This window comes from Oceanicola sp. 502str15, assembly GCF_024105635.1.
Lineage (GTDB): Bacteria > Pseudomonadota > Alphaproteobacteria > Rhodobacterales > Rhodobacteraceae > Vannielia.
Map to the genome: position 1 here is coordinate 2,611,600 of NZ_WYDQ01000001.1, position 15,161 is coordinate 2,626,760.

16 protein-coding genes and 2 riboswitches are annotated in these 15,161 nt (G+C 68.7%); of the genes, 8 read left to right on the top strand and 8 right to left on the bottom strand.

Going from position 1 to position 15,161, the window contains the following annotated elements; translation table 11 throughout:
* Nucleotides 1-14: 14 nt before the first annotated feature.
* The gene (gene gcvT, locus GTH22_RS12670) at nucleotides 15-1,118 is read right to left on the bottom strand and encodes a glycine cleavage system aminomethyltransferase GcvT (RefSeq protein WP_252945607.1); all 1,104 of its coding nucleotides are present in this window, start codon (nucleotides 1,116-1,118) and stop codon (nucleotides 15-17) included.
* Nucleotides 1,119-1,166: 48 nt separating this feature from the next.
* Nucleotides 1,167-1,238, bottom strand: a riboswitch (glycine riboswitch).
* A gap of 1 nt (nucleotide 1,239) precedes the next feature.
* Nucleotides 1,240-1,328, bottom strand: a riboswitch (glycine riboswitch).
* Nucleotides 1,329-1,390: 62 nt separating this feature from the next.
* On the opposite strand from gcvT, the gene GTH22_RS12675 reads away from it, so the two are divergent.
* Entirely contained in the window at nucleotides 1,391-1,966 is a 576-nt protein-coding gene (locus GTH22_RS12675; RefSeq protein WP_252945608.1) for a gamma-glutamylcyclotransferase family protein, read from the top strand.
* Here GTH22_RS12675 and GTH22_RS12680 read toward each other — a convergent pair.
* The 4 genes from GTH22_RS12680 to GTH22_RS12695 form a co-directional block, all read right to left on the bottom strand.
* Nucleotides 1,956-2,399 (bottom strand): pyridoxamine 5'-phosphate oxidase family protein, encoded by a 444-nt coding sequence (locus tag GTH22_RS12680; protein ID WP_252945610.1) that lies wholly within the window; start codon nucleotides 2,397-2,399, stop codon nucleotides 1,956-1,958. The two genes, GTH22_RS12675 and GTH22_RS12680, sit on opposite strands and share 11 nt — an antisense overlap.
* A gap of 255 nt (nucleotides 2,400-2,654) precedes the next feature.
* Nucleotides 2,655-3,974, bottom strand: coding sequence for a glutamate--tRNA ligase (gltX, locus tag GTH22_RS12685; protein ID WP_252945611.1), 1,320 nt, complete (start codon nucleotides 3,972-3,974; stop codon nucleotides 2,655-2,657).
* A gap of 58 nt (nucleotides 3,975-4,032) precedes the next feature.
* The gene (locus GTH22_RS12690) at nucleotides 4,033-4,458 is read right to left on the bottom strand and encodes a DUF1801 domain-containing protein (protein WP_252945612.1); all 426 of its coding nucleotides are present in this window, start codon (nucleotides 4,456-4,458) and stop codon (nucleotides 4,033-4,035) included.
* Nucleotides 4,459-5,025: 567 nt separating this feature from the next.
* Nucleotides 5,026-5,412, bottom strand: a complete 387-nt coding sequence (locus tag GTH22_RS12695) for a VOC family protein (protein WP_252945614.1) — start codon at nucleotides 5,410-5,412, stop codon at nucleotides 5,026-5,028.
* Nucleotides 5,413-5,488: 76 nt separating this feature from the next.
* Between GTH22_RS12695 and soxR the strand changes: the two genes are divergently transcribed.
* From soxR to GTH22_RS12725, 6 genes are all read left to right on the top strand, one after another.
* Nucleotides 5,489-5,971, top strand: coding sequence for a redox-sensitive transcriptional activator SoxR (soxR, locus tag GTH22_RS12700; RefSeq protein ID WP_252945616.1), 483 nt, complete (start codon nucleotides 5,489-5,491; stop codon nucleotides 5,969-5,971).
* Nucleotides 5,972-6,088: 117 nt separating this feature from the next.
* Complete coding sequence (locus GTH22_RS12705; protein WP_252947637.1) at nucleotides 6,089-6,532, top strand: MaoC family dehydratase; 444 nt, start codon at nucleotides 6,089-6,091, stop codon at nucleotides 6,530-6,532.
* A gap of 192 nt (nucleotides 6,533-6,724) precedes the next feature.
* Entirely contained in the window at nucleotides 6,725-7,231 is a 507-nt protein-coding gene (locus GTH22_RS12710) for a hypothetical protein (protein ID WP_252945617.1), read from the top strand.
* A 99-nt stretch (nucleotides 7,232-7,330) separates the two neighbouring features.
* On the top strand, nucleotides 7,331-8,266 hold the full coding sequence (locus tag GTH22_RS12715) for a bifunctional riboflavin kinase/FAD synthetase (RefSeq protein ID WP_252945618.1): 936 nt from the start codon (nucleotides 7,331-7,333) through the stop codon (nucleotides 8,264-8,266).
* The gene (locus tag GTH22_RS12720; RefSeq protein ID WP_252945620.1) at nucleotides 8,263-8,706 is read left to right on the top strand and encodes a YcgN family cysteine cluster protein; all 444 of its coding nucleotides are present in this window, start codon (nucleotides 8,263-8,265) and stop codon (nucleotides 8,704-8,706) included. The genes GTH22_RS12715 and GTH22_RS12720 overlap by 4 nt, the downstream gene beginning before the upstream one ends.
* A complete protein-coding gene (locus tag GTH22_RS12725; RefSeq protein ID WP_252945621.1) occupies nucleotides 8,707-9,753 on the top strand; it encodes a low specificity L-threonine aldolase in 1,047 nt (348 codons plus the stop codon). It begins immediately after the preceding gene.
* A 184-nt stretch (nucleotides 9,754-9,937) separates the two neighbouring features.
* Here GTH22_RS12725 and GTH22_RS12730 read toward each other — a convergent pair whose 3' ends face one another.
* Nucleotides 9,938-11,386, bottom strand: a complete 1,449-nt coding sequence (locus GTH22_RS12730; protein WP_252945622.1) for an MORN repeat-containing protein — start codon at nucleotides 11,384-11,386, stop codon at nucleotides 9,938-9,940.
* Between the two features lie 168 nt (nucleotides 11,387-11,554).
* On the opposite strand from GTH22_RS12730, the gene GTH22_RS12735 reads away from it, so the two are divergent.
* Nucleotides 11,555-13,213, top strand: coding sequence for an NAD+ synthase (locus GTH22_RS12735; protein ID WP_252945623.1), 1,659 nt, complete (start codon nucleotides 11,555-11,557; stop codon nucleotides 13,211-13,213).
* 489 nt (nucleotides 13,214-13,702) lie between these two features.
* On the opposite strand, the gene GTH22_RS12740 is transcribed toward GTH22_RS12735, so the two are convergent.
* Entirely contained in the window at nucleotides 13,703-14,473 is a 771-nt protein-coding gene (locus GTH22_RS12740) for an SseB family protein (protein WP_252945630.1), read from the bottom strand.
* Nucleotides 14,470-15,057, bottom strand: coding sequence for a uracil-DNA glycosylase family protein (locus GTH22_RS12745; RefSeq protein WP_252945635.1), 588 nt, complete (start codon nucleotides 15,055-15,057; stop codon nucleotides 14,470-14,472). Before GTH22_RS12745 ends, GTH22_RS12740 begins: the two co-directional genes overlap by 4 nt.
* Nucleotides 15,058-15,161 lie beyond the last annotated feature (104 nt).

The window sequence follows — 15,161 nt, forward strand, 5'->3', positions numbered from 1 at the left end:
GTTCGTCCTGGTGGCTATCGTTTGTAGGTGGAAGGTTGGAAAGGCATGGGCGCGGTGGCAAGAGGCAAACGCTTGCCGCGCAGCTCTGCGGTCACGGCAGTGCCCGGCGCTGCCAGTTCGCTGGGCAGGTAGCCCATGGCGATCGGGCGCTGGAGGCTGGGGGCGAAGGCGCCGGAGGTGATGGTGCCTGCCGGGTCGCTGGCCTCCGGCGCGGCGAAGAGCGGCACGCCTTCGCGCATCGGGGCGCGGCCTTCGGGCAGCAGGCCCACGCGCAGGCGGGCGGGGCCATTGGCGAGCTGGTCCTCGATGGTGTCGGCGCCGGGGTAGCCGCCGGCGCGGGTGCCGCCGGCGCGGCGGGCCTTGGAGAGCGCGAAGGTGAGCGCGGCCTCGACCGGGGTGGTGGCTTCGTCGATGTCATGGCCGTGCAGCGGCAGGCCGGCCTCCAGCCGGAGCGAATCGCGGGCGCCAAGGCCGATGGGTTCGCAGGCCTCGTGGGCGAGGAGCTTGCGGGCGAAGTCCTCGGCGTGGCGGGCGGGCACGGAGATTTCGAAGCCGTCTTCGCCGGTGTAGCCGGAGCGGGAGATCCAGAGGTCTCCGAGGGTCGATTCGACCTCGGCCACGTCCATGAACCTGTCGGGGACAGCGCCGGTGACGGCCTCGAGCACCGCCTCGGCCTGCGGGCCTTGCAGGGCGATGAGGGCGCGGTCTTCGATCGGCTCGATCTCGAGCCCTGCGCGGCGCATGTGGGCGATGTCGGCCTCGGCATTGGCGGCGTTGACCACCAGCAGCAGGCGGTCGCCGTAGTTGGCCACCATCAGGTCATCGAGGATGCCGCCCGCGTCGTTGGTGAAGAGCGCATAACGCTGGCGGCCGGGCTTGAGGCCCAGAATGTCGACCGGCACGAGGGCTTCGAGCGCCTCCGCCGCATCCGGCCCACGCAGCAGAACCTGCCCCATGTGGCTCACGTCGAAGAGGCCGCAGGCGGCGCGGGTGTGGAGGTGCTCCTTCATCACGCCGGGGGCGAATTGCACCGGCATCTCCCAGCCGGCGAAGGGCACCATCTTGCCGCCCAGCTCCTCGTTCAGCGCGAACAGCGGTGTGCGTTTCATCTCGGTCAAGTGCAGTCCCCTCAAGCCACAGCGAAGCGCAACCAATGCGCCGGTTTCTGTGCCCCCTCTGTCCTTTCGCCTGAGATCGCTATCCCTTCGGCGGGCCGTGAGGCCACTCTCCAGAGTTTTCGTCGCCGTCCGGTCCGGGTGCCTGAGAGTTTACCGGGGCGGTTGCTCCTTCGGCACTGGCGCGGGGCCAGATTCTCCACGAACGGGTCGGTTATCGTTACCCCGGCGCGGGCGGCTGGACAAGATGGCTCTGTACCGACAGGTTGCGCCCCATGAACGACGCCTATTTTTTCGGCTATGGCAGCCTTGTGAACCGCGCCACCCACGCGAATGCGCCCAGTTTTCCGGCACGGCTGAACGGCTGGCGACGGGTGTGGAAGAGCACCGTGCTGCGCGAGGTGGCCTTTTTGAGCGCAGAGCCCTGCGAGGGCGCGGTGATCGAGGGGCTGGTGGCCCATGTGCCCGGCGGCGACTGGGCGGCGCTCGACCTGCGCGAAATGGCCTATGGGCGGCACGAGGTTTCGGCCCTCTGCGAGCATGGGGCGGGCGATGTGCGGGTGGAGGTTTATGCGGTGACGGCGGACCATGCGGCGGCGCCCGACGTGGCCCATCCGGTGCTGCTGAGCTACGTCGACACGGTGGTGCAGGGCTTTACCGATGTGTTCGGCGAGGCCGGGGCGCTGGGCTTTTTCGCCAGCACCGTGGGCTGGCCGCCGGAGGTGGTGGATGACCGGGCGGCGCCCGTCTATCCGCGGGCGACGCAGGTGAGCGCGGCGGAGCGGGCCTTCGTGGACGAGGGCCTTCGGCGGATGGGTGTGAAGAAGGTCGCGGCCCCGGTCAGGGCGTGACGACGCCGTTCTCTTCGCCATCCCAGTAGTGGATGTGCTCGGCGTCGACCCGGATCAGCAGCAGGCCGGGCGTGTCGATGCCCTGTTTGAACCAGTATTCGAGATCGGGCACCCAGTGCTGTTCAAGCGCGGCGCGGTCACTGGTGAGCGTGGCGCGGCCCTGAACGTGGACCATGGCGCCCGGCTTGCCGACCAGCCCGAGCACGCCACCGGTGCCCTGAAAGGCGAGGCCTATGCGGGGATCGGCGCGGATGTGGCGGGTCTTGCGGGTGTTGTCGAGGCTGTAGAACCAGCTCTCTCCGCGATAGGCGACATCGCCGTTCGAGCTCATCGGGCGGGCGGCAATGCGGCCGTCTTCGGCCAGGGTTTCCATCATGCAGAAGTCGATCTTCGCCATCAGCTCGGCGACTTCGGGGAGGGTCTTGGTGGGCATCGTCGGTTCCTCAGGGCGCGGGATGCGCCGGTTGGAGGAAGAACGCGCGAAGGGGGCGGAGGTTGCCGGCGAGCACGACGCGAGCCGTGCAGCGCCGACCCGCGGGGTGGCGCTCGCAACGGCTGTGCGTGGCACTTTATCGTGCCGTGGTAGCTCAACTTTCGTGGTCAGCCCCAACCTCACCAAAGCGCCGCCCCGGGGGGCGGGTCGGCGCTGCACGGCGCCTTCGGCTTGATTCCGTGCAGGCTTCTTTGCTCAGCCCGGCTTGCGGGCAAGCAGCGGCATCACATCGGCCATTTCCGGCCCGCGCTCGCGGCCCGTCACCGCCTTGCGCAGCGGCATGAAGAGGCCCTTGCCCTTGCGGCCGGTGGCCTCTTTCACGGCGGAGGTCCATTCGGACCAGGTGGCGTCGGTATAGGGCGGCTCGCCGAGCATGGCGAAGGCCTCCCGCACGAAATCGGCGTCTTCCTCGGCCACCAGCGGGGTCGCGCCCTCGGAGAAGAGCTTCCACCACTCCGCGAGGTCGGCCTTCACGGTGATGTTCTCGCGGGCCACGGCCCAGAACCGCTCGGCCTGATCGGCGGGCACGCCCAGCGCGGCGATTTCGTCGGCAACGGCGGAGAGCGGCAGGGTGCCGAGGTAGCGGTGGGTGAGCGGGAAGAGATCCTGCTCGTCGAACTTGGTGGGCGCGGAGCCGAACTTGGAGAGGTCGAAGCCCTCGATCAGCTCGTCGTGCGAGCTGCGCAGCTCCACCGGATCGGCCGAGCCGAGGCGGGCGAGGAGCGAGAGCAGCGCCATCGGCTCCACCCCGCGTTCGCGCAGGTCGCGCAGCGCCAGCGTGCCGAGCCGCTTGGAGAGCGCCTCGCCCTGCGGGCCGGTGAGCAGCGAGTGATGGGCGAAGCTGGGGACAGTGCCGCCGAGCGCCTCGATGATCTGGATCTGGGTGGCGGTGTTGGTGACGTGGTCGGAGCCGCGCACCACGTTGGTGATGCCCATCTCGGTATCGTCGACCACCGAGGCGATGGTGTAGAGCACCTGCCCGTCGCCGCGGATCAGGACCGGATCGGAGACGGAGGCGGCGTCGATCGAGATGTCGCCGAGGATGCCGTCATTCCACTCGATGCGCGCGTGGTCGAGCTTGAAGCGCCAGTGGCCGCTGCGGCCCTCGTCGCGGTAGGTCTGCTTTTGCGCTTCGGTCAGCTCCAGCGCGGCGCGGTCGTAGACCGGCGGCTTGCCCATGTTGAGCTGCTTCTTGCGCTTCAGGTCCAGCTCGGTGGGGGTTTCGAAGCACTCGTAAAAGCGGCCTGCGGCGCGCAGCTTGTCGGCGGCCTCGGCGTAGAGGTCGAGCCGGGAGGACTGGGTTTCGACCCGGTCCCATGTGAGGCCGAGCCACTCGAGATCTTCCTGGATCGCGTCGGCGTATTCGGGCTTGGAGCGCTCCGGGTCGGTATCGTCGAGCCGCAGGATGAAGGTGCCGCCGGCCTTGCGGGCGATGAGCCAGTTGAACAGCGCGGTGCGCAGGTTGCCAACGTGCAGGTAGCCGGTGGGAGAGGGGGCGAAGCGGGTGGTGGTCATGGCGGTGTCCTTGCGGGTCAAGGCCGCGATTTACACGTGGCTGGCGGGCGGCACAACCTTACGTGGGCGCGACGGGCCAGCGGGTGGCGAGGTCGTCGAGGCCGGCGCGGATCAGCTCGGCCAGCACCGCCTGGTCGATCCTGGCGAGGCGCCCGAGGTAGAGGCAGGACTTGCCGAGCCTGTGGGGGCCGAGGCGGGCGAGGATGTGGGAGAAGTCGGTGTAGCCCGGCATGATGTAGACGACCATGTTGGCTTTGCGCGGCGAGAAGCCGGTGGCGAGCCAGTCGCCGGTGCGGCCCGAGGCGTAGGTGTAGTGGTAGCTGCCGAAGCCGACGATGGAGGGGCCCCACATGCGGGGCGCGAAGGTGGTGGTGGTGGTGAAGAGGTCGAGCAGGTGGAGCGCGTCTGCGCGCCGGCCCGGGTGGGGGACGGCGTTGCAGAAGGCGCGCGGGTCTTGCGCGGTGGGTTGGGTGGCATTGGCCATGGGGCAGCTTGGGGGGAGGCTGCGCGGGGCGTCAAGGTTTGGGGAGGCTTGGGGGCGGGGCTGGTGGTATGTGACAGGGGGAGAGCGGCGCGGATTGGCCGGCAAGGCGCGGAGGGGCGTTTGGCCTGCGGAGCGGCCGGGCTGGAGACGCAGGGTGGAGTGGCCGATCGTTTGGGGAGCGGGTTATTCGGGGGCGTCTTGCGCTGCGGTCGGGGGGGGCATGGCCTTTCCGGCGGGGGGCACTTATCCGAAGGGCCAGCTTTCTGAAGGGTCCAGCACGGCCATATTTCAGACAGCCAGACCTCAAATAGCGCGGCACGACAGGCCCGCGTCTGGCCGTGCGCGTGCGGCGAAGCGGGTAAGGTGTAGGGTGGGTTCTGCCAACCATTGGGGTCCGTGCCCTGGGGGGAGCGCATGATGCGGTGCGACACGGGTAGTGGGCTTCGCCCACCCTACTTGGGGTGACACGGACCGAGGGAAAGGCCCGCATCGTTGCGGCTCTCAGGCTGACCTGGGGGAGGCCCGAGCCGTTGAGAGGGTTCTACGCCCGATGTGTGAACAAAGGGTTCACGTGTAGCAGATCACCTCGTATTCCACGCCGTCCCAATCGTCGAAGTAGAACCGCCGGCCCGGCTCGTAATCGGCGTGGGCGCGCGGCGTGAGGCCGTAGTCCTTTACCCGCTGCTCCACCGCGTCGAGGTCTTCCACCACCACGCCGACGTGGTTGAGCCCGCCGGTCACATGGTAGGTCGACTGCTTTGCCGCCTCCTGATCGTGGTGGCGGTAGAGCGCGAGGTAGCTGTTCTCGCCCCCGACATGGGCGGTTTCGCCGCCGTAGATCGAGCTGCCGCGCCAGCGGAGCTTCCAGCCAAAGAGGTCATCGAGCAGCGATATGGCGCGGTCGAGATCGGAGACGGTGACGTTGACGTGTTCGAGCCGGGCTTGGGCTTGCATGGGCGAATCTCCTTGCCGTGTGATTTGCCCTGTTGTAATTGCTAAATCTAACTTTAGCTCAAGGTATTCTTTCGGCATGGCGAAACTGAAGGCCAATGACGTGTTGTCGATCGGGCAGTTCGCCGAGCGCGCCGGGCTGGCGGTGAGTGCGCTGCGCTACTACGAGGCCGAGGGGCTGATTGCGCCGATGCGCGCGCCCTCGGGGCAGCGGCGGTTCCGGCGGGCGGACATTCGGCGGGTCAGCTTCATCCGCATTGCCCAGCAGTTCGGCTACACCCTGCCCCAGATCAAGGCGCTGATGGAGGGGCTGCCGGAGGGGCGCGCACCCAATGCGCGGGACTGGCGGGAGATTTCGGAGCTGTTCCGCGACACGCTCGACCAACGGATCGAGACCCTGCGAAAAATGCGCGACGATCTCGACGGCTGCATCGGATGCGGCTGCCTCTCGCTCGAGAAGTGCCGGCTCTACAACGCCGGCGACAAGGCCGCGAGCCGGGGCGCGGGGCCGCGCTACCTGATGGGAGACCGCTCGGACGAGATCCGTGAGACGGGTGAGTAACAATCTGTCTCGCACGATAGTTGCGACATAAGTGCCGTTTGCGGAATTATCTTTCCGACTCATATTGCCGCAGCGCAGCGCACCGGCTAGGATCGCGCCATGAGACCGGAGGGAAACATGCTCGACAACCTGCCCCGCGGCACGATCTGCATCGAGGATATCGAGATCGGCATGGTGCGCCACCTGCGCAAGGAGGTGACGGACCGCGACATCGAACTCTTCGCCGAGGTCTCGACCGACCGGAACCCGGTGCATCTGGATGATGCCTATGCGCAGGACACCATCTTCGAGGGGCGGATCGCCCACGGGATGCTGACGGCGGGGCTGATCTCGGCGGTGATCGGGGAGCAGTTGCCGGGGCATGGCACGGTTTACCTGGGCCAGTCGCTGAAGTTTCTGGCGCCGGTGCGGCCGGGAGACGTGGTGCTGGCGGAGGTGGAGGTGATGGAGATCGACCATCGCAAACGCCGGGTCACGCTCGACACCCGCTGCCTGGTGGAGGGCAAGGTGGTGCTGAAGGGCGAGGCCATGGTGCTGGCGCCCTCGGCGAAGTTCGACTGAGGGGTGGCGTTCGGCCCTGTGCCGGTCGTGGGCGATTGAGGAGGGCGGATGGGGAGTTTCGCCCAGCCTAGGCGTCCTTGGGGCCCGTGAACGGCGCGTCGCCGGGCCAGCGTTAACCTGCCGTTAACCACTTATCCGCTCCACTGGGGGCACCCGACGGCCCTGCGCCGCCTGTTGCCAGTGGAGACCCCCATGCGCCGATCCGCCGTTGCCCTGCTCGCCCTGCCCCTCCTGTGGCTCGCCGGATGCGGCCCGGCGATCGAGGTTGCCAAGCCGTTCAGCGCCCGCGAGGTGGACTATGTGAAACGGCCCGGCAGCGCGACCGTCACCGGGCAGGCCTTCTTTCGGCAGCGCGGCGGCGGGGTGGTGACCTGCGCGGGCTACGATGTGCTGCTGGTGCCGGCGGGGGGCTATGCCAAGGAGTTCGTCACCCGGGCCTTCGGCAATGTGCAGGGCGGGTCGATTCCGGTGATCCTGATGCCCAAGATCAAGCACCCGCCCGCCTTTGCCGAGTACCAGCGCAAGGCGACCTGCGATGCAGAGGGGGACTTTGAATTCAGGGCGGTGCCGAACGGCGACTATTACATCTTTTCCGGCATTCTCTGGGAGGTGCCCAACCAGATCATCCCAGAGGGCGGGGCGCTGGCGGAGTTCTTCCGGGTCAGCGGCGGGCGCTCCGAGCGGGTGATCGTCAACTGACGCGACCGGAGGGGCGCAGCCCCTGCCCCGCGCGCAGCGCGGCCACCGAAAGCCCGCCCCGTCTTGCACTCCCCCCACCCCGGCGCTACCTCAGGCCTCATGCGGACTGCACGCCACCTCTCCGAGATCACGCCCGCGCTGCGGGGCGCCAGCCTTGCCATCGGCAATTTCGACGGGGTGCACCTTGGGCATCAGGCGGTGCTGCGGCAGGCCCGCGCCGCCGCGCCGGATGCGCCGCTGGGCGTGCTCACCTTCGAGCCGCACCCGCGCGAGGTGTTCCAGCCCGCCGCCCCGCCCTTTCGGCTGATGAACGCCGAGGCCCGCGCCCACCGGCTGCAAAAGCTGGGGGTCGACCTGCTGGTCGAGCTGCCCTTCGACGAGGCCTTCCGCTCGCTGAGCGACGCGGAGTTCTGCCGCGCGGTGCTGGCCGAGGGGATCGGCGCGACCAATGTGACCGTGGGCGCGGATTTTCGCTACGGCAAGGGCCGCGCGGGCGATGTGGAAAGCCTTGCCCGCGACGGCGCCGCGCTTGGCTTTGGCGTGACCGTGGCCGAGCTGGAGAGCCTGCCGGGGGCGGGCGAGATCTCTTCCACCGCGATCCGCGAGGCGCTGACCGAGGGCCGCCCGCGCGAGGCGGCTGCGATGCTGGGCCATTGGCACCGCATCGAGGGGCCGGTGATTCATGGCGCCAAGCGGGGCCGCGAGCTGGGCTATCCGACCGCCAACATGGGGCTGCCGCGCCTGCACCGCCCGGCCTTCGGGGTCTATGCGGTGCTGGTGGAGGTGCTGGACGGGCCCCGCAAGGGCCGCCATCACGGGGTGGCCAGCCTCGGCATCCGCCCGATGTTCGAAGGCGATGCGCCGAACCTCGAGACCTACCTGTTCGACTTCAGCGGCGATCTCTATGACGCCCACCTGTCGATCGGCTTTGTCGAGTTCCTGCGCCCGGAAGCGAAGTTTGACGGGCTGCCCGCCCTCATCGCGCAGATGAAACGGGACGAGGCGCAGGCCCGCGCCATTCTGGCCGCGATATGAGGCCGAAGTTCTGGGAGCGCCCGCTGGGGGAGCTGACCGGCCCGGAATGGGAGGCGCTCTGCGACGGCTGCGGCAAGTGCTGCCTGAACAAGCTGGAAGACGAGGACACCGGGCAGGTGGAGTTCACCCGCATCGCCTGCCGGCTGTTCGATGACGGCACCTGCCGCTGCTCCAACTACGAAACCCGGCTGAAGATCGTGCCCGAATGCGTGGTGCTCAAGCCCGAGACCATGGCCAAGACCGCCTATTTCATGCCCGAGAGCTGCGCCTACCGGCTGCGCCACGAGGGCAAGCCGCTGCCCGCGTGGCATCCGCTGGTCACCGGCGATCCGGAGAGCACGCGCAAGGCGGGGCGGGCGGTGCGCGGGCCGACGTGGCCGGAGTTCTCCATTCCGGAGGACGACTGGGAAGATTACATCGCCGCAGAAGAGGACCTTTGAATGAATTTCGCCTCCGACAACACCGGCCCCGTCCACCCCGCCGTGATGGCGGCTCTGGTCGAGGCCAATGACGGCTACGCCATGCCCTACGGCGCCGACCCGCTCTCGCTGCGCGTGGTGGAGCAGGTCCGCGAGGCCTTCGAGGCGCCCGAGGCGGCGGTGTTCCTGGCCGCGACCGGGACGGCGGCGAACGTGCTGCTGCTCTCGACCATGGCCGAGCCGTTCGAGACGATCTTCTGCGCCGATTGCGCCCATATCCACGAGGATGAGTGCAACGCGCCCGAGCTGTTCACCGGCGGCGCCAAGCTGACGCTGGTGCCCCATGAGGCGGGGCGGATGGCGCCCGGCGATCTGCGGGCCGCCATCGAGGCAGAGGGCACGCGCGGGGTGCACGGGCCGCGGCGGGGGCCGGTTTCGATCACCCAGGCGACCGAGAAGGGTGCGGTTTACACGCTGGAGGAGCTGCGGGCGCTGAGCGGCGTGGCCCGCGACCATGGGCTTGGGGTGCATATGGACGGGGCGCGCTTTGCCAATGCGGTGGCGCATCTGGGCTGCACCCCGGCGGAGGCGAGCTGGAAGGCGGGGGTGGATGCGCTGAGCTTTGGTGGCACCAAGAACGGGCTGATGGGGGTTGAGGCGATGGTGCTCTTCGACCCGACGAAGGCCGAGGAGCTGGAGTATCGGCGCAAGCGCGGGGCGCAGCTGTTTTCGAAGCATCGCTACCTTGCGGCCCAGATGGGGGCCTACCTGACCGGCGGCCTCTGGCTGGAGAGCGCGCGCACCGCCAATGCCGCCGCGGCCGCGCTGGCGCGCGGCGTGGAGGGCGCGGGCGGGCGGCTGCATGCGCCGCAGGAGAGCAACCTGCTCTTCGCCGACCTGCCCCGCGCCGCGCATCAGCGGCTGAAGGCGGCCGGGGCGAGCTATTACCTGATGGCCGGGACGCTGGAGGGGGATGACCCCGACGAGATGCTCACCGCGCGGCTGGTTTGCGACTGGAGCGTGACCGAGGCGGAGATTGCCCGCTTCTGCGAGCTTGCGGCGGGCTGAGAGCGCCGGAGTGGGGGGCCAGCCCCCCACGCCCCCCGGAGATATTTGACGCAAGAAAATGGGCAGGGGCGGCTTTTGGCGCGCGCATTTGAGTCAAATTGACCCGGTTTGGTTGGCGCGCGCGCCTGTGCATTTTCTTGCCGGAAATATCTCCCGCCGGAGGCCCTGATCTTTTGGCCCGGTGTCAGCCGTCGCTGGGGGTGCTGTCTTCGGGGGTGGTTTCGGGGTTGTCGGTGGCGGGGGCGGGGGTGGCGCGGGTGAGGATGCCTTCGGACCATTCGCCGCTTTCGACCTCGCCGGTGGCATAGGTCATGGTGCCCTGGCCCTGGCGTTTGCCGGCGGCGAAGAGGCCTTCGTAGATGTCGCCGTTGGCGTAGGTGGCGGTGCCCTGCCCGTCGATCTTGCCGGCTTTCCAGCCGCCCTCGTAGGTGAAGCCGTCGGCCATGGTGATCTTGCCCTGGCCCTCGCGCTGGCCGGCGGAGAAGCCGCCCTCGTAGGTGGTGCCGTCGGCATAGGTCGCGGTGCCCTGCCCGTCGCGCAGGCCGGCCTTCCATTCGCCCACGTATTTGTAGCCATCGGGCGAGGTCATCGTGCCCTGGCCGTGGTTCTTGGCATCCTTGAAGCCGCCCTCGTAGACCATGCCGCCCTTGTAGCGGGCCACGCCCTGCCCCTCGATCACGCCTTCGGACCAGCCGCCGGTGTAGACCGAGCCATCGGGGTAGGTGATGGTGCCCTGGCCATGGGCGAGGTCATTGACGAAATCGCCTTCGTAGACCGAGCCGTCGGGGTAGTTGACCGTGCCCTTGCCGTGGATGCGGCCCTCTTTCCAGGTGCCGACATAGCGGTAGCCGTCGGCCCCGGTGAAGGTGCCCTGGCCGTCGCGCTGGTCGGCCTTGAAGTCGCCGTCGTAGGTTTCGCCGTTGGCATAGGTGACCTTGCCCTTGCCGTGGCGCTGGCCGTTCACCAACAGGCCGGTATACACGTCGCCGTTGGGCTGGGTGAGCGTGCCGAGGCCGTTGATCTGGCCGGCCTTCCAGGCGCCGTTGTAGGTGAGCCCGTCGGTCATGGTGAGCACGCCCTGCCCGGCGCGCTGGTTGCGCGAGAAGTGGCCTTCGTAGAGCGAGCCGTCGGCATAGCTCATCCGGCCCCTGCCCTCCTTGGCCCCCGCGACCCAGGCGCCCTCGTAGACCGAGCCGTTGGGCGAGGTCAGCTTGCCCTGCCCCTCGTGCAGCCCGTTGACGAAGGCGCCCTCATAGCGCCGCCCGTCGGCGTAGTTGGCCACGCCCTGCCCGGTCATCTGGCCATTGGCCCAGTCGCCGTCATAGGTGCCGCCATCGGGGAAGGTGATCTTGCCCTTGCCCTCGGGTTTGCCCTTGGCGAAGGCGCCCTGGTAGACCGAGCCATTGGGGTAGCGGGCCGTGCCCTGGCCGAGGATCTCGCCCTCGACCCAGTCGCCCGAATACTCGTAACCGTTGGGCAGGGTGTAGCTGCCCTTGCCGTGCTGGAGGCCGTTCTTGAAGGTGCCTTCGTAGATGCCGCCGTTGTCGTATTGCTTGATTTGCTTGTCTTGCGCCGCCAGCGGTGTGGCCAGCGCCAGAGTGGCTGCCAGTGCGATGTGTCCTGCCCGGATCATTGGGTGTTCCCTCTTGGCTGCCCCTTGCCTCTTTCCCTCGCGGGGCGTGCCCCCCGCGGGCCGCGAAGGTAATCGGGGGGCGCGCGGGTCGCAATGGTTTTTGGGGTGGCGACCTTTCACTTCAGCGTCAATCTGCTAAGTCGAAACCGATCAAGGAGAGGCGCAGGCATGGCCGACAGGTTTCGTATAACGCTGGCACAGTTGAACCCGGTGCTGGGCGACATGGAAGGCAACGCCGCGAAGGCACGCGAGGTCTGGGCGCAGGGCAAGGCGGCGGGGGCGGACCTTGTGGCCTTCACCGAGATGTTCATCTGCGGCTACAACGCGCAGGACCTTGTGGACCGCCCGGCCTTTGCCGCCGATGCGGTGGCCCATATCGAGGCGCTGGCGCGGGACTGCGGCGATGGCCCCGCGATCGCGATCGGCGGGCCCTGGCCCGAGGATGGCAAGCTGTTCAACGCCTATTTCATCCTCAAGGACGGCAAGGTGATGACGCGGGTGCTCAAGCACCACCTGCCCAACGAGACCGTCTTCGACGAGGTGCGCATCTACGATGCCGGCCCTCTGGGCGGCCCCTATGCGGTGGGCAACATCCGCGTTGGCAGCCCGATCTGCGAGGATGCCTGGCACGAGGATGTGGCAGAGACCCTTGCCGAGACCGGCGCCGAATTTCTGCTCGTGCCCAATGGCTCGCCCTACTATCGCGGCAAGATGGAGACCCGCCAGAACCTGATGGTCCAGCGCGTGGTCGAGACCGGCCTGCCGCTGATCTACCTCAACATGGTGGGCGGTCAGGATGACCAGGTGTTCGACGGCGGGAGTTTCGTGCTGAACCCCGGCGGGGCGCTGGCCTTGCAGATGCCTGTCTTCGACGAGGCGGTTGCCCATCTGGACCTCGAGCGCGGGCCTGACGGCTGGCGCGCGCTGGAGGGCGAGAAGGCGGCGCTGCCGGGCGAATGGGAGCAGGATTATCGCTGCATGGTGCAGTCTGTGCGCGACTATTTTGCCAAGACGGCGTTCAGGAAGGCCCTGCTGGGCCTGTCGGGCGGGGTGGATTCGGCGCTGGTGGCCGCCATTGCCGCCGATGCGCTGGGGCCGGAGAACGTGCGCTGCGTGATGCTGCCCTCGGAATATACGAGCGAGCATTCGCTGGAGGATGCCAAGGCGGTGGCCGAGAAGCTGGGCTGCCGTTACGACTTTGTGCCGATCAGCGGCCCGAGGGCGGCGGTGACCGAGGCGCTGGCGCCGCTGTTTGCCGGCACCGAGCCGGGGCTGACGGAGGAGAACATCCAGAGCCGGTTGCGCGGGCTGCTGTTGATGGCACTGAGCAACAAGTTCGGCGAGATGCTGCTGACCACCGGCAACAAGAGCGAGGTCGCCGTGGGCTATGCGACGATCTACGGCGACATGGCGGGCGGGTATAATCCGTTGAAGGATCTCTACAAGACGCGGGTGTTCGAGACTTGCCGCTGGCGCAATGCCAACCATCGGGCGTGGATGCTGGCGCCGGAGGGCGAGGTGATTCCGCCCCGGGTGATCGACAAGCCGCCCTCGGCGGAGCTGCGCGAGGACCAGAAGGACGAGGACAGCCTGCCGCCTTATGAGGATCTCGACCGCATCCTGGAGATGCTGGTGGACGAGGAGGCGAGCGTGGCCGAGGTGGTGGCCGAGGGGTTTGACCGCGAGGTGGTGAAACACGTGGAGCGGCTGATTTTCCTCAGCGAGTACAAGCGGTTCCAGTCGGCTCCGGGGACGCGGCTGACGAAGGCGGCGTTCTGGCTGGACCGGCGCTATCCGGTGGTGAACCGCTGGCGCGACCCGAGTTAGGGGGCGCAGGGCGTGGCGGCTGACGGGGCAGCGGGACAAGTCCCGCCCTACGGGGTCGGGTGGCTCGGGTGGGGGCGGTCGAGATGGCGATGCCCTTGGAGCGGCGGGCTTTCTTCAGAGAATGTAGACGGTCTTGGTTGGCGAGAGGTTGACCTGGGTGGCGGTCCTTCTGGACAGAGGCTGTCCGTGGGTGGACCGATGGCGCGATCCGAGTGAGCGCGCGTAGGGCGGGATTTGTCCCGCCTTTGGCGGGGCGGCTGCCGGGGCGGCGGGACAAGTCCCGCCCTACGGGGTCGGGTGGCTCGGGTGGGGGCCGGTCGGTGGGGCGATATCCTTGGAGCCGTGGTTTCTTATAGGGAATGCCTGCCGTCTCGGTTGGCGAGAGGCTGGCCCGGGTGGCGGTCCGGCTGGACCGGTACTGTTCGGGGGGGGACGGGTGGCGCGACCCGGGGGGACGGGCGTAGGGCGGGACTTGTCCCGCCCCGGTGATCAGCGCAGTTTCGGAGGCTTGTTCGGGTCGGAGCCGGGGGGGGCGGGCTGGTAAGGTTCGGGGGTTTCGGGCTCGGGGAGGTTGAAGCGCATGCCGTGGCGGGTCATGGCCTGGGCCAGTGGGCTGCCGTCTTCGAGGAAGGCGACGTCGAGCGCCTCGGCTTCGAGGCCGGAGAACTTGAGCGCCTCGTTGGCGGCGCCGGCGAGGGCGTGTTCGGCGCCCTCCTTGGCATCCACGAAGGCCAGCAGGTGGCCCTCGGCGCCCGAGCGGTAGGTGGCGCGGGCCAGCAGGGCGGCGGTGGCGAGGCCAGCGGCGGAGGCCAGTTTGCCGTCGAGCGCGAGGAGCAGGGCGCGGGGCAGGTCGGGGGTGGCGACCTCGACCGGGATTTCCTCGGCCGCTTCCGGCCCGTGGCCGAGGGTTTCGGCCAGCCAGTCGAGCGCTTCGGGGGGCAGGACCATGGCGGAGGGGGCCTCGAGGTTGAGCCCGAGGCCAAGCCCCTGCCCGGCCATCATCGCCACCAGACCGCGCCCGGACATGGCGGCAAAGGCGGCCTCGCCCTGGGTGAAGGCCACCAGCCGGTCTTCGCTGTCGAAGGCCAGAAGGATCTCGCCTTCGCCCGCGTCCACCGCGCGGGGCGTGATGACCTCGCCCTCGGGCTCCTCTTCCAGCAGCAGAAATATCTGGCTGTCGGCGAAGGCGGCGTAGAAGGCGAGGCGTTCGGCCTCGCCGCCGGTTTCCATGGCCGCGTGGGCGGCGTCGAGCGGGGTCATAGCAGCTCCTTCACCCTGTCGCGCAGCGCGGGCAGGAGCTCGGCGGCGAACCAGGGATTTTTCTTCAGCCACCCCGTATTGCGCCAGGACGGATGGGGCAAGGGGAAGGCGGCGGGCGCATGGTCGCGCCAGGCGGCGACGGTGCGGGTGACGCCGGCGCGCTTGGCCGCGCGCCCGAGGTGCCAGCCCTGCGCGTAGCCGCCGATAAGCAGGGTCAGGGGCGCGGGGCCGATGTGGTTTAGCGCCGCGGCGCGCCATGTGTCGGCGCAGATGGCGGGCGGGGGCAGGTCGGCGCCCTTTGCAGAGTAGCCGGGGAAGCAGAAGGCCATTGGCAGAATCGCCACGCGGGAGGTGTCGTAGAAGGTGTCGCGGTCAACCCCGAGCCAGTCGCGCAGGCGGTCGCCCGAGGGGTCGTTGAAGGGGAGGCCGGTGGTGTGGACGCGCATTCCGGGGGCCTGTCCGACGATGAGCAGCCGCGCGCCGGGGGCGAACCACGGCACCGGCCGCGGCGCGTGGCCGGTGGCCGTGGCGGCGAAGCGGGCGGCGCAGAGTCGGCAGGCGCGGATCTCGTCGGGGAGGGACATGGGGGCGAGTTTAGCGGCGGCGCGGCGCGGGCAGAAGGGCCTGCGCGGGATTGTTCGAGGATGTTAGAAATGTCTTGCCCTGCGAAATTAGCTTCGATACTTCT